We start from the raw sequence: 26,231 nt of genomic DNA on the forward strand, positions 1-26,231 counted from the left end.
CTTTCCCTGCACGAACGCCCGCGCCATCGGCGTGGGCGCCCGATGAAGGGTCAGCGCCAGGCGCGCACCTGCTGCCGCTGCTGGCCGAGCTGGGAGATACCCAGCTCCATCACGTCGCCCGCCTTCAGGTAGATGGGCGCCGGCTTCTGCCCCATGCCCACGCCAGGCGGTGTTCCGGTCGTGACGACGTCACCGGGAAGGAGGGTCATGATGCGGCTGATGTAGCTGACGAGATGGGCCACGTCGAAAATCATGGTCCGGGTATTGCCGGTCTGCATGCGGCGGCCATTCACGTCGAGCCACAGGTCGAGCGCTTGGGGATCGGGAACCTCGTCGCGCGTCACGAGCCATGGACCGATGGGGCCGAAGGTGTCAAAGCTCTTGCCCTTGTCCCAGGTGCCGCCGCGTTCCAGCTGGTATTCGCGTTCTGACACGTCGTTCACGAGGCAATATCCTGCCACGTGCTCCAGCGCCCGCTCCTGCGGCACGTGGCGGGCAAGCGTGCCGATGACGATACCCAGTTCCACCTCCCAGTCGCCCTTGGTGGACGCGGGCGGCAAGACCACATCGTCGTTCGGCCCCACGATGCAGCTGGTGGCCTTGGAAAAGATGACCGGCTCGCTCGGCAGAGCCATGCCGGCCTCAGCCGCATGGTCCGCATAGTTCAGGCCGACGGCGATGAACTTGCCCACATGGGCAACGGGGCAGCCAAGACGCGGCGTCCCCTCCACGATCGGCAGAGCGGAATGGTCGAGCGCCGACAGGCGCGCGAGGCCGGCAGGCGAAAGCGCGTCGCCGGCGATCTCGCCGATTTCATGGGACAGATCGCGGATACGGCCACCGGCGTCGAGGAGGCCGGGCCTTTCCCGGCCTTCGGGTCCGAAGCGCAGCAATTTCATGGTGATCTCCTTTTCTTTGCCCGCCACCCTCGCGGTCGGCCTGCGCTCCCGGCGTCGCGGCAGCGCAGGCCCGCACCATCAGGCGAGGGCCGGGCGGAACCGGCGGGTCACCAGCGCGAGGGTGCCGAGACCGCAGACGAGGATGATGGGCACCAGCAGCAGCATCACATCCGCCGGCGTGCTGCCCTGCGCCACCAGGACTCCCGCCAGCAGGGGCCCCGCCATGGAGCCGAGGCGCCCGACGGCGACCACGACGCCCACGCCGGTGCCGCGGATTTCCGCCGGATAGCATTGGGGCGCGATGCCGTAGAGGATGGACTGCACGCAGAGCACGCCCACGCCAACCAGCGTCACAGTGAAGAGCATGGTGGCGAGCGCCGGCTGGAGCAGGCCAAGCATGGCGAGGGCGGCCGCCACGAAGGCGAAGCTCGCGGCGATGGCGATGCCACGCTGGCGCCCGTCCAGCACCCGCCCGCCGATGAGGCTGCCGACCGCCCCGCCGAGGCTGTAGAGGATGAGGGCGAGCGAGGCTTCGCTGCGCGTGAAACCCTGCGCCACCAAAAGCTGCGGCAGCCAGTTCATGAGCAGGTAGACCACCATGAGGCCGAGGAAGAAGGCGCTCCACAGCAGCAGGGTGGCGATCATCGCATCGGGCCGGAAGACCTCGGTCCACGGCGTCTTCTGCCCGGACGAGGCCGGCGCCATCTTCAGCGGCGGCAGGCCCATGTAGATGAAGGGCACCAGAAGCAGGGGCAGGATGCCGCCCACGAGGAAGATCGAGCGCCAGTCCCCGCCATGCAGATCGAGCAGGGCGACGAGGCTCGCCACTGCCGCGCCCAGCGGCATGCCCGCATACATGAGGGCGACTGCCCGTCCTTTCCGCTCCGGCCCGACCGCCTCGGAGGCGATGGACACGAGGTTCGGCAGCGCGCCACCCAGCCCGACGCCGGTGAGGAAACGCAGCACCACCAGTGCCTCCACGGAGGTGGCCAGGATGGTCGCGATGGAGGCAAATCCGAAGGCCACCAGCGCGATGAGGAGGCCCGCGCGCCGGCCCCAGCGGTCGGCGGTATAGCCACCGATCAAGGCACCGATCATCAGGCCGAGGGTAGCCGAGGAGAAGAACAGCCCCATCTGCTGGGGCGTCATGTGGAAGGCCGGCCCGATCTTGGGGGCGGCGATGCCCGCGGCCTGCAGATCGAAGCCTTCGATCACCGCGGCGAGCGAGACGTAAAGAAGCGCCCTGCTTCCGGCAGGGGTCGATTTCAGTTCGGTTGGCATTTGCTTTCCTCCCATCCGGTGCGGCCTGTTGCGGCCGTTGTCTTGTTCATCCGCCGATGGCCGGCAGGCCCCGCGGTTCGTCTGTGTGTGCTCCCGGTCCCGCGCGGGACCGGAAGCGGTGAACTTTCGTGAGGCCCCGTCAGGCGGCGGCCGAGGCCCGGGCGAGATCGAGCGCCACGTCGACGATCATGTCCTCCTGTCCTCCGACCATGCGGCGGCGGCCGAGTTCGGCGAGGATGTCGCGGGTGTCGACGCCGTAGGTCTTCGAGGCGGCCTCGGCGTGGCGCAGGAAGCTGGAATAGACCCCGGCGTAGCCCAGCGAGAGGCTTTCCCGGTCCACACGCACCGGGCGATCCTGCAGCGGTCGCACGAGGTCGTCGGCAGCGTCCATCAGGATGTTGAGGTCGCAGCCGGTGGCGATGCCCTTGCGGTTCAGCACCGCGATCAGCGCCTCCAGCGGCGCGTTGCCGGCACCCGCGCCCATGCCGGCGAGCGACGCATCCACCCGCACCGCGCCCGCCTCGATGCCCGCCACCGCGTTGGCGACGCCGAGGGTGAGGTTGTGGTGGGTGTGGACGCCGATCTCCGTCTCCGGCTTCAGCGCGTCGCGGAGCACCTTGACCCGCTCGGTATAGTCCTCCGGCAGCAGCGCCCCGGCGGAGTCGGTCACGTAGACGCATTCCGCGCCATAGCTCTCCATCAGCTTGGCCTGCTCGGCCAGTTGTTCGGCCGGGATCATGTGGGCCATCATCAGGAAGCTCGCGGCGTCCATGCCCAGCGCACGGGCCGCCTCGATGTGCTGGCGGGACACATCGGCCTCGGTGCAGTGGGTGCACACCCGCACGGAGCGGGCGCCGGCGTCGTAGGCGGCCTTCAGGTCATGCACCGTGCCGATGCCGGGGATGAGGAGGACGGTGACGACCGCCCGGCTGCATTCCTCCGCGACCGCGGCGATCCATTCCAGGTCGTCGTGGGCGCCGAAGCCGTAGTTGAAGGTGGCGCCGGTGAGGCCGTCACCGTGGCTGATCTCGATGGCGTCCACGCCGGCCCGGTCCAGCGCCCGGGCGATGGCGCGGGTGGTGTCGAGCGAGTACTGGTGGCGGACGGCATGCATGCCGTCGCGCAGGGTGACGTCCTGGATGTAGAGCTTGTCCGGGTTGGGGCGGGCCATCACGCGGCCTCCTTCGCGAGGAAACGGGCGGCCCAGCGGTCGGCGGAGACCAGGGCGGCCGAGGTCATGATGTCGAGGTTTCCGGCATAGGCCGGCAGATAGTGGGCGGCGCCCTCCACCTCGAGCAGGATGGTGGTCTTGAGGCCGGTGACCGGGCCGACGCCGGGGATGCGGACGGGCGCGTTGTTCCCGATCTCCTCGAATTGCACCTTCTGCTTCAGGCGATAGCCGGGCACGTAGGCCTTCACGGTCTCGACCATGTCGAGGACGGAGGCCTCGATGGCCTCGCGCGTGCCGCCCTGGGAGAGGGTGAACACGGTGTCGCGCATGATGAGCGGCGGGTCGGCCGGGTTGAGGATGATGATGGCCTTGCCGTGCTCGGCGCCGCCCAGCACCTTGATGGCCTTCGACGTGGTCTCGGTGAACTCGTCGATGTTGGCGCGGGTGCCGGGACCGGCGGACTTGGAGGAGATGGAAGCGACGATCTCGCCCCAGATCACGCGGTCGGTGGCGCGGCGCACGGCATGCACCATGGGGATGGTGGCCTGGCCGCCGCAGGTGACCATGTTGACGTTGGGCGCGTCGAGATTGGTCTCGCCGTTGATCGCGGGAATGGTGAAGGGGCCGATGGCGGCCGGGGTGAGGTCGATGACCTTCTTGCCGTCCTTCTGCAGCACCGCATCGTTGGCGATGTGGGCCTTGGCGGAGGTGGCGTCGAACACCACGCCGATCTCGGCGTAGTTGGGCAGGCGGGTGAGGCCTGCGATGCCCTCATGGGTCACCGGCACCCCGAGCCGCGCCGCGCGGGCGAGGCCGTCGGACGCGGGGTCGATCCCCACCATGGCGCCCATCTCCAGATGGCGCGACATGCGCATGATCTTGATCATAAGGTCGGTGCCGATATTGCCCGACCCGATGATCGCGGCCTTGATCTTGGGCGTGCTCATGCCTGCGTCTCCGTGGTGGCGGGGGCTCCGATGGCGACCTTCACTGTGCCGAGCCCCGCGATGCGCGCCTCCAGCACATCGCCGGGCGCGGCGGGGACCATGGGGCCGAGGGCGCCGCTGAGAACCACGTCTCCGGCCTTCAGCGGCGTTCCCAGCGTGGCGCAGGTGCGGGCGAGCCACAGCACCGCGGTGAGCGGATTGCCGAGGCAGGCCGCGCCACCACCGAAGGACGCAGCGGTGCCGTTGCGGTTGAGCACCATGCCTAGGCCGGCGAGGTCCGTGTCCTCCAGCCGGCGGATGGGAGCACCCATCACGTAGACGCCGCTGGAGGCGTTGTCGGCGATGGTGTCCGAGATGCGGATGTCCCAGTTCTTGACCCGGCTGCCGACGATCTCGATGGCGGGGGCCACATAATCGATGGCGCGGCACACTTCGGTGGGGGTGACGTCCGCCGCCGCGAGGTCCGCCTTCAGCACGAACGCGACTTCCGCCTCCGCCTTCGGCTGGACCAGGCGGGCGAAGGGCACCTCCTCGCCGTCGCAATATTCCATGTCGGCGAACAGCACGCCGAAGTCCGGCTGGCCGACGCCCAATTGCTGCTGGACGGCGCGCGAGGTGAGGCCGATCTTGCGGCCCACGAGCCGCCTCCCCTCCTCTACCGCCCGCTTGGTGTTCAGGAACTGGACCTCATAGGCGGCCTTCAGGTCGAGGCCGATTAGGTCCCGCACCGGCTCGCAGGGCGTCGCCGTGCGCGCCGCCTCGGCCAGCCTTTCGGCGGCCGCGATAATTGCTGCTGCGCTCATCTCAAATCACCTTGAAAGAAATTCGAGCACCAGCGCGTTGAACGCGTCCGCGTGCTCCCACTGGGCCCAGTGCCCGCAATTGCCGAACACATGGAGCTCCGCCTTCGAGATGCCGGCAAGGAGACGCAGCCCGGCATCCAGCGGAACGAAGCGGTCGTTGCGCCCCCAGATGACGAGGGTGGGGGCGGAGATCTCGCCGAGGCGGGGGCCGAAATCGGGGAACTGCTTGGGGTTCGCCTCAAGGCTTTTGACGAAATTATCCAGATGATCGCGGCGCTTCAGCATGTTCTCGAGGCGCGTGCGGTAGAGGTCTTCGGTCAGATCGTTGGGATCGAACACGAAAACCGCCATCATCGCCTTCAGGTTCTCGATGGTCGGCGTGCGATAAAGCGCATTCAGGAGCTTGATGCCCTCGGTGGGCATGGGCGCGAAGGCGCTTGCCCCGCCCGTACCGCCGCCCATCAGCACCAGCTTTCCCACCTTGCCCGGATGGTCGAGGGCGAAGGCGACGGCGCTGTGGCCGCCCATGGAATTGCCGAGGATATGGATGCGATCCAGCCCCAGCGCCGCCACCACGCCCGCCAGCACCCGCGCATTGAGGTTGGAGCGCGAGCCGGTGGAGACGATGGTGTCGCTCTTGCTCCAGCCGGGGCAATCCACCAGCAGCACGCGATAGCCCGCCTCCACCAGAGGCGCGATGTTGCGGTTGAAGTTGGCCCAACCCGACGCGCCTGGGCCGGAGCCATGCAGCATCACGACGGTCTCGCGGGCATTGCCCGGATCGCAGTCGTTGTAATGGATGGTGAGTTCGCCGCCAGCCTCGGGCACGCGGACGAAGCGGCTGGTGCCCGCTTCCGTGAAGGGTTCGCTCATGCTCAGGATTCCAGGGGGCTGACGCGGCAGAAGGCGCCGTTCACATAGATCAGGGGCTCGCCGCCCGGCGGCTCGGAGGCGTCCAGCACCTCGCACAGCAAAGCATGATGGGTGCTCTCGTCGAACACCTTGACCACCCGGCAGTCGAAGGTGGCGAGCGCCCCCTCCAGCACGGGGGCGCCGGAGACGCGGGTCTGCCAGGTGCCGTGCTCGAAGCGGGCGGGGCCGAACACGCCCTCCACCATCCCGGCGAACACCTTGGCGAGATGGGCCTGCCCGGCCGAGAGCACGTTGATGCACAGGGAGCCGCTGGCGAGGATCGCATCGGCGGCGGCCACCTTCTTGTTGACCAGCACCACCATGCGGGGCGGATCGACGGTGACGGAGCACACCGCCGTGGCGGTGAGCCCGATCTTGGCCTCGCCGTCACACGTGGTGATGATGGAGACGCCGGAAGCGAGGTGGCGCATGCCGGTGCGGTGATCGTCCGGGCTGGCAGTGGGCAGGTGGCGCAGGGTTTCGCTCGCCGCCCAGTCGAGGCGTTGGTTGATGTTCTTTGTGTTGGTGTTCTGTGTCATGGCCGGGGGCTCAGGCGCGCACGCCGAAGGGATTGGCGGCAGGCATGGGATTGCCGAGCAGCTGACCGCCGAGGAGGTCGCCGATATTGTCCTGGTTCTGAGTGATGTGGTTGGCACCGACCAGGATGTCGCGCAGCTGACGCTGCATGGGATTGTTGAGCCAGACGCCGCGCGTCGACGTCTTCTTGAAGATCATGTGCGCCGCTTCAAAGCATTCGCCGCCGGTGAACTGGTTGGTCGCGAAATGGCGGACGCGCACGTCAATGGGCACCAGCTCGCCACGCTCGGCATAGCTCCAGGCCTCGTCGGTGTTGTGCAGGATGCGGGTTTCCGCCCCCAGGATCTTCGCGGTGGCCTCCCCGAGCCGGGCCTTGATGAAGGGGTCGTTCACCGCGGCGCCGACGGCCTGGTTCAGGTTCTGGCGCGGGCGCATGTGCTCGATGTAGAGATCGGCCATGCCGCGCGCCATGCCGACGATGACGGACGACACCGCCGCGTAGAACACGTAGAAGAACGGCATCTTGTAGAGGTTTTCCACATGACCGTGGGTCGCCTCGCCATAGGCGGCGATGACGTGGCTGCGATAGGACGGCACGAACGCCTCGCGCACCACCAGCTTCTTGCTGCCGGTGCCGGCAAGACCCACGACGAACCAGTCGTCCACGATCTCGAAATCGGATTTCTGCACCCAGAAGGAGCGGAACACCTGCTCGCCATTCTCCATGACGCGGCCGCCGAGGAAGGCGCCGCCTTCGGCATGGTCGCAGCCGCTGGAGGTGAGCCATTCGCCCTTCAGCACATAGCCGCCCTCCACCGCCGTCACGGTGCCGAAGGGGGCATAGGAGGAGGAGACGAGCCGGGTCGGGTCCTCGCCCCACAATTCATCGCCGCAGCGCGGATCGAGCAGGCCCACCTCGAACGGGTGGACACCGAGGACCATGACGTTCCACGCGCTGGAGGGGCAGCCGCGGGCAAGCTCCATCAGCACCCGATTGAGCACGTTGGGGCTCATCTCGTAGCCGCCCCAGCGCCGCGGCTGGAGGATGCGGAAGAAGCCGGCATCCTGGAAGGCCTGGATGGTGGCGGCCGGCACCATGCGCGCCTTCTCCACCGCATCGGCCTGCTCGCGCAGCCAGGGGATCATGGCCGTCGCGCGGGCGACGATCTCGGTTTCGGTCGGGGTGCAGCTCGATCTGTCCAACATGCTGATTCTCCTGGCGTTCCTCGCTGGGGTCGCGTGCACGCTGTCAGCGTGGCTCGGCGCTCATGACGCCGTAGCCGGCGATCCACTCGTTGATCGGGCGGTAGTAGTCCTGGCGGGCGGTGTATCCGCCCCGCGCGGCGGCAAGGGCCGCGAAGGCGGCCACCCAGGTGCGCACCTCGTGGGTGGAGCGGCCGGCCTCGTGCGAGATGTCCTCAATGCTGAAGTCGTCCACGGCCTCGAGATTTCCGCCGAGCAGCAGATCCACGAAGGCCTGGTCCCATTCCGCGTTGAGCGGCGTCTGGGCGGAGAGTTCCGAGCCGTAAATCTTGCCTGCGGCGATGGTGCGTTCCTGCCGCGCCGCGCGCGCTTCCGGCGTGGGGTTGCGGCCGCAGATGAGGAATTCCTCGATGGCTTCCGGCGCGCCTTCGAGCAGCGGCACCGGCGGCTCGTGGGAGAGGCCGCCCGTACCGACGATGAGCACGCGCTTGTCGAGGGTCGCGATGAACTCGCCAACCACCTCGCCGAGGCGGCGTACCCGCCGATAGGGCGCAAAGGGCGGCGCCACAGAATTGATGATGATGGGGATGACCGGATAGCGGGTCAGGCTGCCGGTCAGTTCCTCCAGCGTCTGCGTGCAGCCGTGATCCACCTGAAGGCGGTGCGAGAGCGAGACGTCCACGTCATGGTCGAGGACGAAGCGGGTCAATTGGAGCGCGAGATCCCGCGCCACCGAGAGTGAACCCGGCAACGTCATGTAATCGGCCACCGATTCCGCCGCCGTTGCGATGACGAAGGGGGGCATGAGATCGTAGAAGAGGCCGTTATAGTGGTCCGGCGCGAAGATCACGATCAGCTCGGGATCGAATGCTTCCACTTCGGCGCGGGCGCGGGCCAGCACGGCATCGACTTCCGCAATCACCTCTGGCGCAGGATCGTTGAGGCCGCGCAGAGGCGTGTGCGAGAGGCACTTGAGCATGATGGTCATGATGGCTCCCTCGACCTTGGAAGCTGCGGGCCAACGACAGCGCGTGGCCAGCTCCCCCCTCCAGGTCGCGTTCTTCATTTTGAGTGGCTGCACTGTAGGGGCGGCCGAGGCGGAGACGGAACTTCAAACCACCCGAGTGTGCACCTGGTGCACATCGTTGATTTCAAATACCCTTCGGCGATAAATTGAAAGCCTCGGAGAGATGCGAGCGCCGCGAAGATTGAGGTTTTGCGCGCTTTTGCGTCCATCGCCGGGGGCGGCGTCGGGGCTTCGCTCGATCGCGCCGAGCGCTTTGCACCTGGACTGTGCTGGCGGGAAAGTCGGGAGCGAAACCAGATGGCGGAGGCAAGCCGCTACAAGAACGTCAGGGGCCTGAGCCGGGGGCTCGCGCTCCTTAATGCCCTCAATCGCACGGATGGGGGCGCGAACGTCACGCGCCTTGCCGAACTGACCAAATTGCATCGCACTACCGTGCAGCGGCTGCTTGAGACGATGCAGACGGAGGGGTACGTCCGGCGCAGCGAGTCCGATGATCGCTACTGCCTGAACCTCCGGGTGCGCGAACTGAGCGAGGGCTTTCGCGACGAGCATTGGATCTCCGCCCTCGCCTCGCCCTTGCTCGGGCAGTTGCTGCGGGAGGTCGGCTGGCCGACAGACCTCTGCACCTTCGACGTGGACGCCATGGTGGTGCGCGAGACCACCCACCGCTTCAGCAAGCTCTCCTTCCACCGCTCCATGATCGGCCGGCGCCTGCCGATGCTCCAGACGGCGAGCGGCACTGCCTATCTCGCCTTCTGTCCCGAAGATGAACGCGAACGCATCATCGATTTCCTCGCCCGACAGCCGCGGATGGAATGCCGGCTGGCCCGCGATCGGACGGCGGTGAACGATCTCCTCGCTCGGGTGACGCAGCAAGGCTATGGCCACAACCACATGAACTGGACGGAAGAACCGAAGATGGCCGGGATCGCGGTTCCGATCCGGGGGGCGCAAGGCCTTCTGGGCTGCCTCAGCGTCGTCTATATCGCGTCCGCGATGACGACTGCGGTCGCGGCCTCGCGCTATCTGGAATCGTTGCGCAAGGTCGTGAGATCACTCGAAGTCGAGACCATGAAGGCGGGCGGTGTGTAGGGGATTCTGACTGGCGATCCGACCAAGTGCGAACGTCAGCCCGAATTCAGTCCCCATTGCTTTCCAAGGCGGAGCCAAGCGCCGCCAGCAGGGCACGTGTCGTCTTTACATCTTCAGCCGGCATGGTGGCCGAAAGGGCATCGATCCACTTCGCCTGCGCCTTCATCAGCCTGCGATAAGCGTCAGCGCCTTGGGCGGTGGGGGCGAGCAGCTTGGCGCGGGCGTGCCGCGGATTGGGATGGTATGCCACGAGCCCGACGCGCACCATGTCATCAGCGAGCCGCTGGACGTTCTGCCGCGTCTGTGAGAGACGCCGCGCCACATCGGCGACGGTCGCAGGCTCCTGGACGATCACCCCCATCACCTGCCATCGCGCAGCCGTCAGACCGAAGGGCGCGCTGAGTCTGTTGCCGGCCTCCACCAGCCAGTTGCCGGCTTGGAGGATGTCCCAGACCAGGCGGCTCAGTTCTTCGTTCTTTCTGCGATCCAGGACGCCCTCCCCCATCACATATGCGAGTTGACAATAGGTTGTCATGTATGTGATTGACAATATGTTGTCAATGAGGGCCGCCATCCATGACTCCCGCCGAACTCGTGCGATCCCTCTATGAGAATTGCCTCAATCCGCGCCGCCTCGATCGCCTGTCGGAATATTTGTCGGACACCTTCGTGGGGTCCAATGGCGAACAGGGCCCGATCGAGTTTCGGCAGACCGTCGAACGGATGGTCGCAGCCTTTCCCGACCTACGCTTCGAAATCGAGGATCTGTTTGAAGCTGGCGAAAAGGCCTGCGTCCGCTGGCGTTTTGAGGCGGCGCAGCTTGGGCCGCTGTCCGGTTTCGCCCCGACCGGAAAGGTTGCGGTTCAGCAGGGCATTGCCATTTACGAGGCCAGCCAAGGCAAGCTCACGCGGGCATGGTTGCAGGTGGACCGGCTGGGCGTTCTCATGCAGATCGGGGCCGTGAAGCTCGGATGAAGCATGCGGCGGAGAATCCCCGCCCCTTGCTACGCCATCGTCTCCAGCCGCAGCCGCAGCAACGCGCCGGCGACTGCGACGCGCAGCCCTTCCACCTCGTCCGCGAGTTGGGCGTTCCGTTCCATGAGCCGGACCGTTTTCCCACGATCATCATCGCCGCCAACCCGTACGCAGGAACGGCGACAGCCAGCGTGTCGACGATGTCAGGAGGTCCCGTATTGCTTGATCTTTGCGTAGAGACTGCTGCGCGACAGACCCAAAAGTCTGGCCGCCTCCTGCTTGTTGCCGGCCGCCTGTTTTAGCGCGTCGGCAATCATGGAGCGCTCCAGCCTCGCGACGGCACCGGCGAGATCAAGCACCGGCGATGCCTCGCTCTCATCCGCGACGGATGGGAGAACGTCCGCGACGTGGCTGGCCTCGATCCGCGCGCCGTCGCTGCGGACATAGATCTGCTCGATGACGTTGGAGAGCTCGCGCACGTTGCCGGGCCAGTCATGGCGCGCCAGCCGCGCGACGGCGGCCGCAGTCAGCGGACGGACGGCCACGCCGAAGGCGGCGGCGGTCTGCTCGCTGAAGCGGGTGGCCAGCAGTTCCACGTCTCCGGACCGCTCGCGCAAGGGCGGCAGGTGGATGGGCAGCACGTTGAGCCGGTAATAGAGATCCTGCCGGAACGTCCCCGCACGCACCATGTCGGCAAGCGGGCGGCTGGTGGCGGCGATGATCCGCACGTCCACACGCGACGGCTGGTTGGAACCGACGGGCTCCACCTCTCCATCCTGCAGCGTGCGCAACAGCTTCGCCTGCAGGGCGAGCGGCATGTCGCCGATCTCATCGAGGAACAGCGTGCCCTCATGGGCGATCTGGAACTTGCCCGGCCGCGGCTGGCGGGCGGCGCCGGTGAAGGCGCCCGGCGCGACACCGAAGAATTCCGCCTCCAGCAAGTTCTCCGGCACGGCCGCCACATTGATGGCCACGAACGGCCGGCTCATGCGCTTGGAGGCGGCGTGGATGGCATGCGCGGCCATTTCCTTCCCCGTGCCGGTCTCGCCCAGGAGCAGCACGGCAGACCCGACCTCGCCCGCCCGGCGCAGGAGGCGCGCCAGTTGCCGCATGGCGGGGCTCGCACCCAGGATGTGCTCTGCGGTGAAGCGCACGCCCCGCTTGGCGGAGAAGGCCTGCTCCATCCGCGCGAGGCGCGACTGCATCTGATGGAGCCGCTCGGCGATGGGCTTGAGATAGGGAATGCTGTCCTTCAGGGCGAAAGCGATGGCACCGATGATCGCACCCGTCTCGTCGCGCAGCGGCAACCGCGTCACCAAAAGCCAGCGATCGCCGTACTGGATGATGTCGAGGGGATGGGGCTGGCCAGTCTCCACCACCTCGCGCATCCGGCTATGGGGGATGACACGCTCGATCTCCTGCCCCACGAGTTCGGCAAGGTCCGGCTTGCCGAGCAGCGCCAGCTGGCCTTCGCTGAACCAGACGACCCGGGACTCGCGATCGACCAGGGTCGCCCCATCGATCATGCCCTCCACCACGCCCAGAAGGGCTCTGGCAGAGGCGAAGCATTCGTCGGCGATGGTGGTCATGGCGGCGATCCGGAGGATGTGTGTCCAGTCTTCTGGAAAGCTGTGTCGCTCAACTGGACACCACCCGAAGCGCCGGGTGTCAACCGTCGATGTGAGCATGGGGCAGCCTGACGCCGGCAATGCCGCGGCGGACGCGTCCGGATTGTTGGACAAAAGCGGCATTGAGATTGGCCGGATGACCCGCACAACGCCTTGATTTTGCGCGCTCCGCGCCGCGCCCTCTCCGCTGGCACGCGCCTTGCGCAGGGAATCGGCAAAACAGATCGCCCGCCACTGGCGGGTGCGCAAGATATCGGGATGAAATGCAGCCGAAGAGGATCGCCGTCATTGGCGCCGGCCTGATGGGCCATGGCATCGCGCTGGCGTTCGCTGGCGCCGGGCTGCCTGTTTCCATTCACGACGCGGATCCGGCGCGGCGCTCCGGCGTTCCCTACCGCATCCGCAAGAGCCTCGACGAGCTGGGAGCCGACACCGCCGCCGCCGACCGGGTCACGCCCGCCGACACGCTCGCTGCGGCGGTTGCCGGTGCCGACGCGGTCATCGAGGCGGTGCCGGAAGATCTTGAGCTGAAGAAGCAGGTGTTCGCCGAGATCGAGGCTGCCGCCCCGCTTCACGCGCTGATCGCCAGCAACACCTCGGTCATTCCCATCACGCAGATCATGGCGGGGCTCACCCACCGGCGGCGGGCCATGGGCACGCATTGGTGGAACCCGCCGCACCAGATCCCTCTCGTGGAGGTCGTGCAGGCCGAGGACACCGGCGAGGACGAGGTCGCGGCCATGATGGCGCTCCTTGCTGGCATCGGGAAAAAGCCGGTGCATGTGCGCCGGGACGTGCCCGGCTTCATCGGCAACCGGCTGCAGCACGCCATGTGGCGCGAGGCCATCGCGCTGGTTCAGGCTGGCGTCTGCGATGCCGCGACCGTGGACGAGGTGGTGAAGGAGAGCTTCGGCCGGCGCCTTGCGGTGCTGGGGCCGCTGGAGAATGCCGACCTTGTCGGCACGGACCTGACGCTCAGCGTCCACCGCTATGTGCTTCACGACCTCGACCGCACGCCCGGTCCCCTGCAACTGCTGGAAGAGCTGGTCGCCGCCGGCCGCCTCGGCATGAGGTCCGGCGGGGGATTCCGGGACTGGACCGAGGCGGAGGCGCAGGCGGTGCGCACGCGCCTTGCGGACCATCTGCGCCGGTTCGAGGTTCACGACACATGAGAGAGAACACGCCATGAAAGGCCGCAACGCAATCGTCACCGGCTCCACCTCCGGCATCGGGCTCGCCATCGCACGGGCTCTTGCCGCCGAGGGCTGCAACGTGATGCTGAACGGGCTCGGCGACGCAGGCGAGATCGAGGCCGTCCGTGCCGATCTCGCCGCGTCCGCCGGTACGAAGATCGCCTATCACGGAGCCGACGTGAGCCGGCCGACCGAAGTCCGCGCGCTGGCCGCGGCGGCGCGCGCAGAAATGGGCCCGGTAGACATCCTTGTGAACAATGCCGGCATCCAGCATGTCTCGGCGCTGGCGGACTTTCCGGATGAGCAGTGGGACCGCCTCGTCGCGGTGAACCTCTCCGCGGCCTTCCACGCGAGCAAGGCGGTCATCGGCTCCATGACGGAGCGGCGCTTCGGCCGCATCGTCAACATTGCCTCTGTGCTCGGACTTGTCGGCGCACCGCACAAGGCGGCCTACGTGGCCACCAAGCACGGCCTCGTGGGGCTCACCAAGTCCATCGCCATCGAGGTGGCAGAGACCGGCGTCACCTGCAACGCCGTCTGCCCGGGCATGGTGATGACGCCCATCATCGAGATGCAGGTGGCCGACCAGGCGAAGGTCACGGGCCTGTCGCCCGAGGACGTGGTGAAGGAGGTGTTCCTCCAGAACCAGCCCATCCGCCGCCCGGTGACGGCGGAGGAGATCGCCGGGGCCGTCGTGTTCCTGTGCTCGCCGGCCGGCTCCGGCGTCACGGGCACGACGCTGGCGGTGGATGGCGGCTACGTCGCCCGCTGAGGTGTGCGAGGCGCGTGTCGACGCGTTCAGTGCGGATCAGACAAACAAAAGATCAGGCAAACATAAAGCAGGGAGAAACCGCATGAAGGGTCTCATGGTTGCCGCGGCGCTCGGCTCGGCTGTCGCCGGGCTCGCTGGACCGGCCTCGGCGCAGATGTCGGACGGCAAGATCAAGATCGGGCTCCTGTCCGATCTCGCCGGCGTCTATTCCGACATCAACGGCGAGGGCTCGGCCCAGGCGGCGCGGCTCGCGGCGGAAGAGTTCGGCAACGCCATCAACGGCGTGCCGGTGGAGATCATCGTCGGCGATCACCAGAACAAAGCGGACGTGGCAGCGAGCCTCGCCCGCAAGTGGATCGACACCGAGCAGGTGGACGTGATCGCCGACGTGCCCAATTCCGCCGCCGCGCTGGCCGTGCAGGCCATCACCAAGGAGCGCAAGCGCATCTTCCTCATGTCCGGCCCCGGCTCGGTGGACCTCACCGGCAAGGCGTGCAGCCCCTATGGCTTCATGTGGACGTGGGACACCCACTCGGTCTCCTCCGCTACCGCCCGCGCGCTGGTGAACAAGGGCGACAAGAGCTGGTTCTTCATCACCGCCGACTACGCCTTCGGCCATTCACTGGAGGAGGAGGCGTCCAAGACGGTGAAGGCCATGGGCGGCACCGTGAAAGGCGGCGTGCGCGTGCCCCTCGCGACCTCCGATTTCTCCTCCTTCCTGCTGCAGGCGCAGGCCTCCGGCGCCAAGGTGGTGGCCCTCGCCAATGCCGGCGGCGACACCATCAACTCCGTGAAGCAGGCGACCGAGTTCGGCCTGCCGCAGGGCGGCCAGACGCTCGCCGGCCTGCTCCTCAACATCAACGACATCCACGCGCTGACGTTGCCGGTGGCGAAGGGCCTCATCCTGTCCAACTCGTTTTATTGGGACATGAATGACGAGACCCGCGCCTGGTCCAAGAAGTTCGAGGAGAAGACCGGCCGCAAGCCCTCCATGAACCAGGCGGGCGTCTACTCCGCGGTCCGGCACTATCTCCAGGCGGTGAAGGACCTCGGCACGGATGACGCCGACAAGGTGGCCGCCAAGATGCGCGCCACGCCTGTGACCGACATGATGATGAAGGACGCGAAGATCGGCGAGAACGGGCGCGTGTTCAACAACATGTACCTGTTCGAGGTGAAGAAGCCCCAGGATTCGAAGGGCCCCTGGGACTATCTCACGCTCCTTGAGACGGTGCCCGGAACCGAGGCCTACATCCCGGTCAAGGACAGCGGCTGCCCGCTCGTGAAGTAGCCGGAGAACACTCGAACAGATGCGCGGCGCCATCGTCGGGGTCCGGCACAAGAAGCCGGACCAAGCATCTCGGGTGACTTCGTCGGTCCTGCCAGGAGGTGAAGGCAGCCACCGAGGCGCACTGCCAAACGAGGATCTGCACCGCCGCATCGCCAGTTCGCGGCGGTGCTGGACCCTGCGTTAGGTGTGGGTGAGGTGGTTCATTGGGGCGGGCGGTTATCTGGTCACGCGCTGTTTGTCTCAGGCGCGGGCGCGGGAAATGGCTGAGCACGGAGAAGTCAGCTTCTTGTCTTGAGGCGCTCGGTGAGCTGCAGCATCTGGCGCAGCAAGGCGGAGCCGTCGTTGCGGCGGTGGCTCAAGATGATCGGGCTCGAGAAGGGCTCGTCGAGGTCGAGGAAGCGCACATCGCCCCGCCCCAGCCGGCGGATCGAAGCCGGCACCACGCAGATGCCGGCGCCCGAAGCCACCAATCCCAGCGCGGTCTGCACATCGCGGGCCTCCATGCCGATGCGCGGCGTGATCCCGGCCTCGCGGTAAAAGGACAGCACCTGGTCGGCATAGCTCGGGCGCGGCGAGTGAGGATAGAGGATGAGCGGCTCGGCCTCGACGTCCGCGAGCCGCGGGCGCACTTTCGCCCCTGCCATCTCGTGCGACGCGCAGATGGCGATGCACAGCGTTTCCTCCCGCAGCACGTCTCGCACCAGCGCATCGTCCTCGAAGCGCAGGCGGCCGAAGCCCACGTCGATGCGCCCGTCCTTCAACGCGGCGATCTGCTCGAGCGTCGTCATCTCCATGAGTTGCACCTGCACCTCGGGGGAAAGGATGCGGAATTCACGGATCAGCTCCGGCAGCGCGTCGTAGAGCGTGGACGCGACGAAGCCGATGTTGAACTGAAAGACCATGCGCATCCCGATGCGCCGCGTGGTGGCCTTCATTTCCTCCACCCGCTGGAGCAATTGCACGCTCTGCTCGAACAGATGGCGGCCAGCCTCGGTCAGGGTCAGCGGCCTCCCGCGATCGAGCAGGCGCACGCCCATTTCCTCCTCCAGCTGCTGGATCTGCCGGCTGAGCGGCGGCTGGGCCATATTGAGCTTCTCGGCCGCGCGGCTGAACGAGCCTTCCGCGGCGACGGTGGTGAAGTAGCGCAGGTGCCGCAGGTCCATATCCAACCTCAGTCTTGATACCTCACAAGTATGATCGCGGCGCGAACCCTCTCAATCTGCGCAATTTTCTCCTCGCACCTCGCCATTCGCATCTGCTTTCATACCCAGAAAGTATGAATATACACTCATTCGGTCTTAGCCCACCGACCTCTTGCGCCGTAGTTTGCCGCGCAGGGAAGAAACGTCCGGACGGAGGTGCCGAAGGCCCCCGACTGGAACACTACGCGGCCGAAGCCGCGGGAGGGCCATGTTCGCCAGCCGCATCGCCACGCCCGGCTTTCGCGCCATCGACCGGGACGGATATGCCCGCGGGCGCGAGGCCATCCTCTGCGCGATCGCCCCGCACGCCACCATCGCCGCCGGCGCCGAGACCCCCGCGACGCCGCAGGCCATGGCGTCGGTGCTGAATGCCGGCATGTCGGGCTCACGCCTCGCCGTCTTTTTCCCGCCGTGCATCTCTTCGCCGCCGAACTGCGCCGAGACATAGCCACCTCCTTTCCAAAACGTCAGAACATCTGAGGAGACCCCATGCCAACGCCCACTGCCGTCACACGGGACATCAAGGACATTATCGACGCTGGGTCGATGACCGGCCGCCGCTGGGCGGTCGTCGCGCTGTGTTTCATGATCGCGCTGCTCGACGGCTTCGACACCCAGTCGATCGCCTTTATCGGCCCCGCGATCGCGCAGGACTTCGGCATGAAGGCGGCGGACATGACCTGGGTCATCACCGCATCCATCATCGGCATGACGTTGGGCGCGATCGGCCTCGGTAGTTTCGGCGACAAATTCGGGCGCCGCAGGGCCATCCTCATCGCGGTTTTCCTGTTTGGCGTGTTTTCGCTGATGGGCGCTTACGCCACCTCGCCTACCCAGATCATCGTGTTGCGCTTCCTCATCGGCATCGGCATGGGCGGCGCGACGCCCTCCCTGCTGGCGCTCGCCGGCGAATACAGCACCTCCTCCAAGCGCGGCCTCATGATTACCGGCGTGCTGCTCGGCCTGCCTGCCGGGGCCATGCTGGGCGGCCTCATCGCGGCGAGCTGGCTGCCGGTGCTCGGCTGGCGCGGCATCTTCCTGCTGGGCGGCGTGGTGCCGCTGGCGCTGATGGTCGTGATCTACTTCCTGCTGCCGGAATCCCCGGCCTATCTCGTCTCCCGCAAGCAGAATGATGGCCAGAACCAGGCTCGCAAGCTGATCGAGCAGATGACCGGCCAGAGGATCCCCGACGGCGTGCGCCTGGTGAACCCCGCCAAGGTGACGCACGGCGCCTCCATTGCTGGGCTGTTCGAGAGCCGCTACCGCAACGTGACGCTGGCGATCTCGGCCATCTATCTGTTCAACTGGATCGCGTGGTTCCTGCTGCTCCAGTGGCTGCCCACCGCGCTCACCACGCTGGGCCTCGAGAAGGCGCAGGCGGCCTACGGCACCGTCACTGTCAACGCCGCCTTTATCGCCATGGCGCTGCCGCTCTCGGCCTTCCTGCCCAAGGTGGACGCCCGCAAGCTGCTGGTGTGCATGTTCCTCGTGGGCATCGGCGTCGCGATTGGCCTCGGCCTTGCCGGCGACCGCTGGCCGGTGGTGTTCACGCTGATTGCGCTCGCCGGCTTCGGCATCGGCGGCCAGCAGCTCGTGCTCAACTATCTGATCGCCAATGCCTATCCCACACAGCTTCGCGCCACTGCCACCGGCTGGGGAATCGGCATCGGCCGCTCGGGGGCCATCGGCGGCTCCGCCATCGGCGGTCAGCTTCTGACGGGCGCGGGTCCCTCCGGCTACTTCATGGCGCTCGCCATCCCGCTGACCATCGCCGCGCTGGCCACCCTCACGGTTCGTGCGTCCGGCGAGGAGCAGGGTGTTCCGGTGCCGGCCGCCCACTAGAGGACGGCCAAACCGACTGCAGCGCAATCACCCCCCCCGAAAAGGCCGCGGCATTCAAGCCGCGGCCACCAAGCGGAAAGTATCAATCCCAATTTCAGGAATTAATTCCACAGCACAAATTCAGTCCGACATCTTTTCGCGCGTCGAAATTCAATCGTCCGGGCCATTCGCCCGCTGCCATTCCTCTCCGATGACCCAGGAGCAAGACCGTGCCCGAGGCTGTGAGAGTCGTTGATATCGAAACCTTCCTCGTCGACCTGCCGACCATCCGCCCGCACCAGCTTGCCATGACGACCATCCACCAGCAGACGCTGATGATCGTGCGTCTGCGCATGTCGGACGGCATCGTCGGCATCGGCGAGGGCACCACCATCGGCGGCCTCGCCTATGGGCCCGAAAGCCCCGAGGGGATGAAGCTTGCCATCGACACCTATTTCGCGCCGATCCTGATGGCATGCGACGCCCGCCGCATCGGCCGCACCATGGCGACCATCGGAACGTGCGTGCAGGGCAACCACTTCGCCAAGTGTGCGGTGGAAACCGCCCTGCTCGACGCCATGGGGCAGAGGGTCGGCCTTCCCATCTCCGAATTGCTCGGTGGACGTCAGCACGACCGCCTTCCGGTGGCCTGGACCCTCGCCAGCGGCGACACCGGCCGCGACATCGCAGAGGCGGAGGAGATGCTGGCGCGGCGGCGGCATAACATCTTCAAGCTCAAGATCGGCAAGGGCGACCCGCGCGCCAACGTCGCCCACGTGGCTGCCATCAAGAAAGCGCTCGGCGCACGCGCCTCGGTGCGGGTGGACATCAACCAGGCGTGGTCCGAAGCCACCGCCTCCGCCATGCTGCCGCTGCTCGCGGAGGCCGGCGTCGATCTCGTGGAGCAGCCCGTCGCGCTGCGCAACAGCGCGGGCCTCGGCCGCCTCGCCCGCGAGAGCTCGCTCGCGATCATGGCGGACGAGGCACTGACGGGCCCGGAGACCGCCTTCGCCCTCGCCGCCCAGGCCGCCGCAGACGTGTTTGCGCTCAAGGTGGAGCAGTCCGGCGGGCTGTTCGCCGCCGGCCGCGTCGCCGCCATTGCGGAAGCGGCGGGTATCGGCCTTTATGGCGGCACCATGCTGGAGGGGGGTGTCGGCACCGCCGCCTCCGCGCATCTGTTCTCCACCCTTGGCAACATGGAATGGGGTACCGAGCTGTTCGGCCCCCTGCTGCTGACCGAGGATATCCTCGAGACCCCGCTGGAGTATGCCGATTTCGGCATCACCGTGCCTACGGGGCCGGGCCTCGGCATCACGCTCTGCGAGCAGCAGGTCAACCGTTTTCGCCGCGACCGCGCGGAGCGCTCCCTTCACGTCGTCGCGGGCGCCCGGTAGACGCGCCGGACGCTTCTCCCACCAGCCCATCAAACCAAAACACCAGGAAACGCTATGCCCGCCAATCTCATCCCCGATTCCCAGAAGAAGGAACTCGCCGCCCGCGCCGTCGGCGCCGGGACCGACATGGGCAATGCCCGCGTCAAGCAGGTGTCGGAGCAGCTTTTGTACCGCATCATGCAGGTGATCGACGAGTGCGACGTGTCCATGGACGAATTCTGGGCCGCCGTTGGCTTCATCGGCCGGGCTGCGAAGAATGACGAGCTGGGCCTCGTGGTGCCCGGTGTCGCCCTTGAGCACTTCCTCGACCTCAGGCTCGACGAAGCCGAGCGCCTCGCCGGACTCTCGGGCGGCACCATGCGCACCATCGAGGGTCCGCTCTATGTCGCCGGCGCTCCGCTCTCCAAGGGCGAGGCCCGCATGGATGATGGCTCCGATCCCGGCGAGGTCTTCATCATCGAGGGGCAGGTGACGGACGAGGACGGCGCGCCCATCGCCGGCGCGATCGTGGACATCTGGCACGCCAATTCCAAGGGCGGATACTCCTTCATCGACGGCGAGCAGGCGGCCTACAACCTGCGCCGCCGCATCGAGACCGACCCTGAAGGCCGCTACCGCGCCCGCACCATCGTGCCAAACGGCTATGGCTGCCCGCCGGAGAGCGCCACCCGTCAGCTCATGACGGCCTTCGGTCGCCATGCCGAGCGCCCCGCCCATGTGCACTACTTCGTGTCGGCGCCTGGTCATCGCCAGCTGACGACCCAGTTCAACTTCACCGGCGACAAGTATCTCTACACGGACTTCGCCTTCGGCACGCGCGATGAGCTGGTGGTGACTCTGGAGCGGGTCGATACGCCGGATGAGATCCATGCCGCCGGCCTCAATGGTCCCTTCGCCCGCACGCGTTTCGACGTGGTGCTGGTGAAGGACAACGCCAACGCACCACAGACGGTGGTTCACCGCGACCACGTTCCCGCGCACTGACGACACCGGCCGGTGCGCGCCGGCCGGTACCTTTCCAATACGGCTGGCCCGCCGCAACGGGCCTCCACAGGAGGACAGCCATGGCAGATCCGACCCCCGCCCGGCGCTTCGAGGGCAAGAGCGTCATCGTCACCGGCGCGGCGCAGGGCGTCGGCATGCAGGTGGCGCTGGACGCCGCCGCCGAGGGCGCCCGCCTCGTGATCGTGGATCGCTCTTCCATCGTGCGAGAGATCGCGCAGCAGATCGAGGCGGAGCATGGCGCGGGGCGCGTCGTGGCCATGGAAGAGGATCTGGAGACCTGGGCCGGCAATGAGCGCGTAATGGCACTGGCCAATGACGCCTATGGCACGATCGATGTGCTGGTGACGAATGTGGGCGGCGCCATCTGGATGCAGCCGTTCCAGGAATTTGACGAACGCCAGATCACCGCCGAGATCAGCCGCTCGCTCTTCCCCACCCTGTGGGGCTGCCGCACGGTGCTGCCCTATCTTCTGGCGCAGAAACGCGGCTCCATCGTGAACGTCTCCTCGATCGCGACCAAGGGCGTCAACCGCATTCCCTATTCGGCCTCGAAGGGCGGCGTAAACGCCCTCACCGCGTCGCTGTCGTTCGAGCTCGCCGGCACCGGCATCCGCGTGAATGCGGTGGCGCCGGGCGGGGTGTCCGCGCCGCCGCGTCGCATCCCACGCGGCACCGACGTGCCGTCCGAGCAGGGCAAGGCGTGGATTCAGCAGGTGGTGGACCAGACCGTTCGCTCGACCCATCTCGGCCGCTATGGCGAACTCCGAGAGATATCCGCCGCCGTCCTGTTCCTCGCGTCCGACGAGGCCTCCTACATCACGGGCACCGTGCTGCCGGTCGGCGGAGGCGACCAGGGGTGAGCACACGGAGTGCATCTCCCCTCGTGCCCGCCGTCGCAGGGGCCGACGATGCGTCAGGCCGCGCCGCTCGGCGGTGAGGTCGGACGTGTCTTGGTTCCGAGCCATGGGCCAGCGTTGTCCTTCGGGACACGGGCAGAAGGCTGAAATCCGCTGCTGCTTCAACGGGACGAGCGCGACTCTGCTGGGCATGTTCGCCTCCAATCTGCAGGAAAAAAGGCGGACATGGCGGCAGCCATCTGCCGCCTGATCGATCAGCTCGCCTTTGTGCTGAATGCCCGCAGGATCGCAGACGGTCTGCGTGCCGAAGCGCCGGCGTGCGAGCGCCTCGTTGGAGAGATCAAAGGTCTCGCGGCCCACGGGGGCGACCTGGGCTATCCGCAGCCGCCTTTCCCATGACACGGTGGCAGGCAGGCGAGTCCGCCCTCAAGCCGCCACCGAACCCTTGCGCCTCGCGGCCTCGACATCGCGCTCCGGCGGCGCGCCGAACATCCGGGCGTACTCTCGCGTGAACTGGGAGATGACGGCGCTCGGCCGAGTTGGCCTGCCTGACGATATCGGGCCGATGATCGCCAGCCTGCTTTCCGAGGATAATCGCTGGGTCACCGCGCAGCGCATCGAGGTATCCGGCGGCCAGGGCATCTGACGGCGCTCGAAGGAAGCCGGCGGCGCCCCGTCGAATGAGAGACTCCCGACAGACGCAAGCGCAGGCACCGTTCGGCGGTAGCGGAAGGTAATTCGTTTCGGAAGCGGAACAATGCGCCCCGCCAAGCGTCTCCTCACCGCCTTCAGGCCCACCGATGGGGACGGAAAATGCGCTTTGCCGTGCGATCGAGCCTTGAATACGATGTGAAGTCTCCCGCCGTATTCATTCTGAACGTCGAGGCTGCCGCGCTGCATCGCCAGCGCATCATTGTCGAAAGCCTCAGCCTCAACCCCGCATTCGCCATCGAGCGCTTCGCTGATGACGAGGGGGGAAGCCGGTTCATCCGCGTGAACGCCTCTCCCGGGCCGTTTCAGGTTAGCTACCACGCCGTCGTCGAGGTCGACATGATCGACGAGGCGCCCGAAAGCATCCAGGAGCTGCCGGTTGGCGACCTCCCGCTCGACATCATGCCCTATCTGTATCCAAGCCGCTTTTGCCAGTCGGACCAGCTCGGCCGCTTCGCCCGCCGCGAGTTCGGGGAGATCGAACCCGGCCACACCCGCGTGACGGCGATCTGCAACTGGATCCATGAGCACGTCGACTATGTCCGCGGCTCCAGCGATTCCCAGACCTCGGCGTATGACACTATGGTCTTGCGGGCTGGTGTGTGCCGTGACTTCGCCCACCTCGGCATCACGTTCTGCCGTGCCCTCAACATTCCCGCCCGCTTTGCCAGCGGCTATGCGTGGCAGCTCGATCCGCCCGATTTCCACGCGGTGTTCGAAGCCTATCTCGGCGGACAATGGTATCTGTTCGACGCGACGCGGCAGGCCGCCCTTCAGGGCCTTGTCCGTATCGGCGTGGGTCGTGACGCCTCGGACGCGGCTTTCGCGACGATCTACGGCGATGCTGAGTTCAAGGGCATGTCCGTCGGCATCGACGCTGTCGACAAGAACGCCGAGGACGAAGAGCCAACTACTCGGGCTGTTGGCGTGGCCTAGAAAGGCATTCGCCCCACGCCCATTTCCAGAAAGCCTCGTTGACCAGAAAAATCCTGAACCTGGATGATTTCTGGCCCGTTGCGCGAGCGACTCAGGAGCCCGGGCGGCGCGCCGGGTTCTCGGGTGCCTTTGGCTGGACGCGACATCGCTTCCCATCTCGTCGTTATCTTCCAACCCCTTCCTTTGACGTCGGCCGGCCTCCTGTCCGCTGGATACCCAATCCGCGTCTTGCACCGGTGCTGGACGACGATTGTTGAGCCGGCGCACTTGAAAGGAAGTGCCTGCCGAAATATTGGCGGTGCATGGTGAAGAGGCATTATGCTCCGGCAGATGCCGCCCGCCGTCTCGGGACACGACCGCCCTACGTCCGCTCGGCGGCCACAGTTTGCGAGCAGGGCCGATCTCGATGAAAGGCACGACAGTGGCAATGGATGTGGTCCATCTCGAAACCGACATTCTGGTGATCGGCTCCGGCGCCGCCGGCATGATGGCAGCACTGGAGGCCAGCAAGGATGGCGCCAGCGTCATCCTCGCCGACCGGAGCCTCATCGGGCGCAGCGGCGCGACCATCATGGCGCAGATGACCGTGGCGGTGGCGCTCGGCTCCCAGACGCCGGATTCCTGGGAGCATCATCTTGCCGACACCCTCGCCGCCGGCCGCGAGCTCTGCGACGTCTCCCTCGCCCAACTGGTGTGCGAGGAGGGCCCCCGCGACATCCTCCAGCTCGACGCGTGGAAGGTGGGCTGGGCGCGCAATGACGACGGCTCCATCCGCCAGGCGCTGGCGCCGGGCCACGACCGGCCGCGCTGCGTCTACGTGGACTTCCTCTCCACCGGCCCGGCGGTGGCCAAGACCCTTCGCGGCCGCGTGCTGCGCCAGAAGGAGGTTACCCGCATCGGTGACCTCTACATCACCGACATCCTCGTGACCGACGGCATCGCCACCGGCGCGGCGGGCTTCTCGCTGGCCGACGGACGGCCGGTCGCGGTGAAGGCCAAGGCCGTCGTGATCGCGACCGGGGGCCTCACGCGCCTGTACCAGCGCAACAGCGCTTCGGCCAACATGGGCGGCGACGGATACGCCCTCGCCCTGCGCGCCGGCGCCGAGCTGACGGACATGGAGTTCGTGCAGTTCTTCCCCATCGGCCACCTTGCCCCGCGCCTCGTAGGCATGGACCCGATCATGTGGGACCCCTTCCGCTACAAGCTCGGCGGCCGTCTGCTCAACGCCGAGATGCGCGAGTTCGTCAACGACTACGGCAACGAGGAGGCCGGCACCTATAACGTGACGCGCGACCGCGCCACCTTCGCCATCCTCTCCGAGGTGAAGGCTGGCCGTGGCTCGCCGGCGGGGGGCGCCTATCTCTCCTTCCAGCACATCCCGGAGGAGACGCTGCGGGCTTCCTTCGGACCGGTCATCGACCGGCTCGCCGCCAACGGCATCGACCTCACTCAGATGCCCATCGAGGTGGCCCCCATCGCGCACTACCATATGGGCGGGGTGAAGGTGGACGCCCAGATGCGCACGAGCGTGCCGGGCCTGTTCTCCTGCGGCGAGGCGAACGGCGGCGCCAATGGCGCCAACCGCCTCTCCGGCAATGCCATCACCGAAGCCTTCGTGTTCGGCCGAACCGCCGGCCGAACCGCGGCGCTCCATTCGCGCGCTGCCGGCAATGCCGACGCACCGGTGCCGGCCGGCGCGCTGGACCTCGTTGCCGCCGTGACGCCCGATGGCGGCGAGAACCACGCCGGCCTCATCGCCGAGCTGCAGCAGATCATGGCCGTGAATGTCGGGCCATTCCGCACCGAGGAGGGTCTTCGCACGGCGCTAGCCGGAATTGCGGACCTCAAGACGCGCCTCGGCGCACTGCCGCCGAGCACGCCCGGTCCCTACAACATGGCGCGGCTCGACTGGTTCGACTTGCGCTCCATGCTTCTCGTCGCCGAAGCGGTGACGCGCTCCGCGCTCGTCCGCAAGGAGAGCCGCGGCGCTCACCAGCGTGACGATTTCCCCGCCATGGATCCTGCATTCGTGCTGCACCACACGGTGAAGCTGGCGGGAGAAGACATTGTGCTCGACCGCGCCCCGGTCGAGGGCCGCACCCTCTGCGAGGTCGCCTGATGCGTGAGACCGCCACCCTGATCGTCCGCCGCGGCCATGCCGGTAAGGATACGCACACCTCAACCTACGAGGTGCCCTATACGCCGGGCCAGTCCGTTCTGGACGGGCTGCGCTTCGTGCGTGCCAATCTCGATTCCACGCTGTCTGTCCGCCATTCCTGCATCAACGCGAACACCTGCAAGGAGTGCATGATTATCGTCGACGGCAAGGTGGATTATGCTTGCACGGCGCGCCTGGAGCCGCGCGAGATGGTGCTGGAGCCGCTGGGCAACAAGGCGCATTTGCGCGACCTCGTCACCGAGATCACGCCCCCGGACGAGCGCCTGGAGCATGCGCTCAAGTCGGGCCTTGGCAAAGTCGTGGTGGGCGCCTGAGCATGCCCGTCGCGTCTCAGCAGGCGTAGGCATGTGACCACGAGTGATAACCTCCCGCTGCCGCTCGTGCGGTTAACC

Annotated in this window: 26 protein-coding genes and 1 pseudogene; 15 read left to right on the top strand and 12 right to left on the bottom strand. The window is 66.9% G+C overall.

Annotation, left to right across the window (positions count from 1 at the left end; translation table 11 throughout):
* Positions 1-50 precede the first annotated feature (50 nt).
* The 9 genes from ACT54R_RS16735 to ACT54R_RS16775 all read right to left on the bottom strand — a co-directional run bounded on the left by ACT54R_RS16735 (position 51) and on the right by ACT54R_RS16775 (position 8,741).
* Positions 51-899: a fumarylacetoacetate hydrolase family protein gene (locus tag ACT54R_RS16735; protein ID WP_476328116.1), complete on the bottom strand. Its 849-nt coding sequence runs from the start codon at positions 897-899 to the stop codon at positions 51-53.
* A gap of 78 nt (positions 900-977) precedes the next feature.
* Positions 978-2,180, bottom strand: a complete 1,203-nt coding sequence (locus ACT54R_RS16740; RefSeq protein WP_476328118.1) for an MFS transporter — start codon at positions 2,178-2,180, stop codon at positions 978-980.
* A 139-nt stretch (positions 2,181-2,319) separates the two neighbouring features.
* Positions 2,320-3,351: a 4-hydroxy-2-oxovalerate aldolase gene (gene dmpG, locus ACT54R_RS16745; protein WP_476328120.1), complete on the bottom strand. Its 1,032-nt coding sequence runs from the start codon at positions 3,349-3,351 to the stop codon at positions 2,320-2,322.
* Positions 3,351-4,298 carry an acetaldehyde dehydrogenase (acetylating) gene (locus ACT54R_RS16750; protein ID WP_476328122.1) on the bottom strand — a complete coding sequence of 316 codons (948 nt, stop codon included), beginning with the start codon at positions 4,296-4,298 and terminating at the stop codon, positions 3,351-3,353. Before ACT54R_RS16750 ends, dmpG begins: the two co-directional genes overlap by 1 nt.
* Entirely contained in the window at positions 4,295-5,101 is an 807-nt protein-coding gene (locus ACT54R_RS16755) for a 2-keto-4-pentenoate hydratase (protein WP_476328124.1), read from the bottom strand. The genes ACT54R_RS16750 and ACT54R_RS16755 overlap by 4 nt, the downstream gene beginning before the upstream one ends.
* A gap of 6 nt (positions 5,102-5,107) precedes the next feature.
* On the bottom strand, positions 5,108-5,974 hold the full coding sequence (locus tag ACT54R_RS16760; RefSeq protein WP_476328126.1) for an alpha/beta fold hydrolase: 867 nt from the start codon (positions 5,972-5,974) through the stop codon (positions 5,108-5,110).
* Positions 5,975-5,976: 2 nt separating this feature from the next.
* A complete protein-coding gene (locus ACT54R_RS16765) occupies positions 5,977-6,552 on the bottom strand; it encodes a flavin reductase family protein (RefSeq protein WP_476328128.1) in 576 nt (191 codons plus the stop codon).
* 10 nt (positions 6,553-6,562) lie between these two features.
* Entirely contained in the window at positions 6,563-7,756 is a 1,194-nt protein-coding gene (locus ACT54R_RS16770; RefSeq protein ID WP_476328130.1) for an acyl-CoA dehydrogenase family protein, read from the bottom strand.
* A gap of 43 nt (positions 7,757-7,799) precedes the next feature.
* Complete coding sequence (locus ACT54R_RS16775; protein WP_476328132.1) at positions 7,800-8,741, bottom strand: 3-carboxyethylcatechol 2,3-dioxygenase; 942 nt, start codon at positions 8,739-8,741, stop codon at positions 7,800-7,802.
* A 336-nt stretch (positions 8,742-9,077) separates the two neighbouring features.
* On the opposite strand from ACT54R_RS16775, the gene ACT54R_RS16780 reads away from it, so the two are divergent.
* A complete protein-coding gene (locus ACT54R_RS16780; protein ID WP_476328134.1) occupies positions 9,078-9,872 on the top strand; it encodes a DNA-binding transcriptional regulator in 795 nt (264 codons plus the stop codon).
* A gap of 46 nt (positions 9,873-9,918) precedes the next feature.
* Here ACT54R_RS16780 and ACT54R_RS16785 read toward each other — a convergent pair whose 3' ends face one another.
* Positions 9,919-10,446 (bottom strand): MarR family winged helix-turn-helix transcriptional regulator, encoded by a 528-nt coding sequence (locus ACT54R_RS16785; protein WP_476328136.1) that lies wholly within the window; start codon positions 10,444-10,446, stop codon positions 9,919-9,921.
* Positions 10,447-10,448: 2 nt separating this feature from the next.
* Here ACT54R_RS16785 and ACT54R_RS16790 point away from each other — a divergent pair, with 2 nt between their 5' ends.
* Positions 10,449-10,847 (top strand): ester cyclase, encoded by a 399-nt coding sequence (locus ACT54R_RS16790; RefSeq protein WP_476328138.1) that lies wholly within the window; start codon positions 10,449-10,451, stop codon positions 10,845-10,847.
* 203 nt (positions 10,848-11,050) lie between these two features.
* On the opposite strand, the gene ACT54R_RS16795 is transcribed toward ACT54R_RS16790, so the two are convergent.
* Positions 11,051-12,436 carry a sigma-54 interaction domain-containing protein gene (locus ACT54R_RS16795; RefSeq protein ID WP_476328140.1) on the bottom strand — a complete coding sequence of 462 codons (1,386 nt, stop codon included), beginning with the start codon at positions 12,434-12,436 and terminating at the stop codon, positions 11,051-11,053.
* 302 nt (positions 12,437-12,738) lie between these two features.
* On the opposite strand from ACT54R_RS16795, the gene ACT54R_RS16800 reads away from it, so the two are divergent.
* From ACT54R_RS16800 to ACT54R_RS16810, 3 genes are all read left to right on the top strand, one after another.
* Positions 12,739-13,647, top strand: a complete 909-nt coding sequence (locus ACT54R_RS16800) for a 3-hydroxyacyl-CoA dehydrogenase family protein (RefSeq protein WP_476328142.1) — start codon at positions 12,739-12,741, stop codon at positions 13,645-13,647.
* Between the two features lie 13 nt (positions 13,648-13,660).
* Positions 13,661-14,440, top strand: coding sequence for a 3-hydroxybutyrate dehydrogenase (locus ACT54R_RS16805; protein WP_476328144.1), 780 nt, complete (start codon positions 13,661-13,663; stop codon positions 14,438-14,440).
* A gap of 82 nt (positions 14,441-14,522) precedes the next feature.
* On the top strand, positions 14,523-15,731 hold the full coding sequence (locus ACT54R_RS16810; RefSeq protein ID WP_476328146.1) for an ABC transporter substrate-binding protein: 1,209 nt from the start codon (positions 14,523-14,525) through the stop codon (positions 15,729-15,731).
* A gap of 278 nt (positions 15,732-16,009) precedes the next feature.
* Here ACT54R_RS16810 and ACT54R_RS16815 read toward each other — a convergent pair whose 3' ends face one another.
* A complete protein-coding gene (locus tag ACT54R_RS16815; protein ID WP_476328148.1) occupies positions 16,010-16,894 on the bottom strand; it encodes a LysR family transcriptional regulator in 885 nt (294 codons plus the stop codon).
* Positions 16,895-17,141: 247 nt separating this feature from the next.
* Here ACT54R_RS16815 and ACT54R_RS16820 point away from each other — a divergent pair, with 247 nt between their 5' ends.
* The 10 genes and pseudogenes from ACT54R_RS16820 to ACT54R_RS16865 all read left to right on the top strand — a co-directional run bounded on the left by ACT54R_RS16820 (position 17,142) and on the right by ACT54R_RS16865 (position 26,153).
* Complete coding sequence (locus ACT54R_RS16820) at positions 17,142-17,381, top strand: hypothetical protein (RefSeq protein WP_476328150.1); 240 nt, start codon at positions 17,142-17,144, stop codon at positions 17,379-17,381.
* Positions 17,382-17,422: 41 nt separating this feature from the next.
* Positions 17,423-18,775: an MFS transporter gene (locus tag ACT54R_RS16825; protein WP_476328152.1), complete on the top strand. Its 1,353-nt coding sequence runs from the start codon at positions 17,423-17,425 to the stop codon at positions 18,773-18,775.
* A gap of 209 nt (positions 18,776-18,984) precedes the next feature.
* The gene (locus tag ACT54R_RS16830; protein WP_476328154.1) at positions 18,985-20,148 is read left to right on the top strand and encodes a muconate/chloromuconate family cycloisomerase; all 1,164 of its coding nucleotides are present in this window, start codon (positions 18,985-18,987) and stop codon (positions 20,146-20,148) included.
* Between the two features lie 54 nt (positions 20,149-20,202).
* A complete protein-coding gene (locus tag ACT54R_RS16835) occupies positions 20,203-21,132 on the top strand; it encodes a dioxygenase family protein (protein WP_476328156.1) in 930 nt (309 codons plus the stop codon).
* A gap of 80 nt (positions 21,133-21,212) precedes the next feature.
* Positions 21,213-22,013, top strand: coding sequence for a benzoate diol dehydrogenase BenD (gene benD / locus ACT54R_RS16840; protein ID WP_476328158.1), 801 nt, complete (start codon positions 21,213-21,215; stop codon positions 22,011-22,013).
* A 222-nt stretch (positions 22,014-22,235) separates the two neighbouring features.
* A complete protein-coding gene (locus ACT54R_RS16845; RefSeq protein WP_476328160.1) occupies positions 22,236-22,409 on the top strand; it encodes a hypothetical protein in 174 nt (57 codons plus the stop codon).
* A 118-nt stretch (positions 22,410-22,527) separates the two neighbouring features.
* Positions 22,528-22,656: pseudogene (locus tag ACT54R_RS16850) on the top strand (3-oxoacyl-ACP reductase); the annotation flags it as partial.
* 167 nt (positions 22,657-22,823) lie between these two features.
* Entirely contained in the window at positions 22,824-23,657 is an 834-nt protein-coding gene (locus tag ACT54R_RS16855) for a transglutaminase-like domain-containing protein (protein ID WP_476328162.1), read from the top strand.
* A gap of 406 nt (positions 23,658-24,063) precedes the next feature.
* On the top strand, positions 24,064-25,779 hold the full coding sequence (locus ACT54R_RS16860; protein ID WP_476328164.1) for an L-aspartate oxidase: 1,716 nt from the start codon (positions 24,064-24,066) through the stop codon (positions 25,777-25,779).
* Positions 25,779-26,153 carry a 2Fe-2S iron-sulfur cluster-binding protein gene (locus ACT54R_RS16865; RefSeq protein WP_476328166.1) on the top strand — a complete coding sequence of 125 codons (375 nt, stop codon included), beginning with the start codon at positions 25,779-25,781 and terminating at the stop codon, positions 26,151-26,153. The genes ACT54R_RS16860 and ACT54R_RS16865 overlap by 1 nt, the downstream gene beginning before the upstream one ends.
* Positions 26,154-26,231 lie beyond the last annotated feature (78 nt).

The organism is Xanthobacter sp. DMC47, from assembly GCF_056313845.1.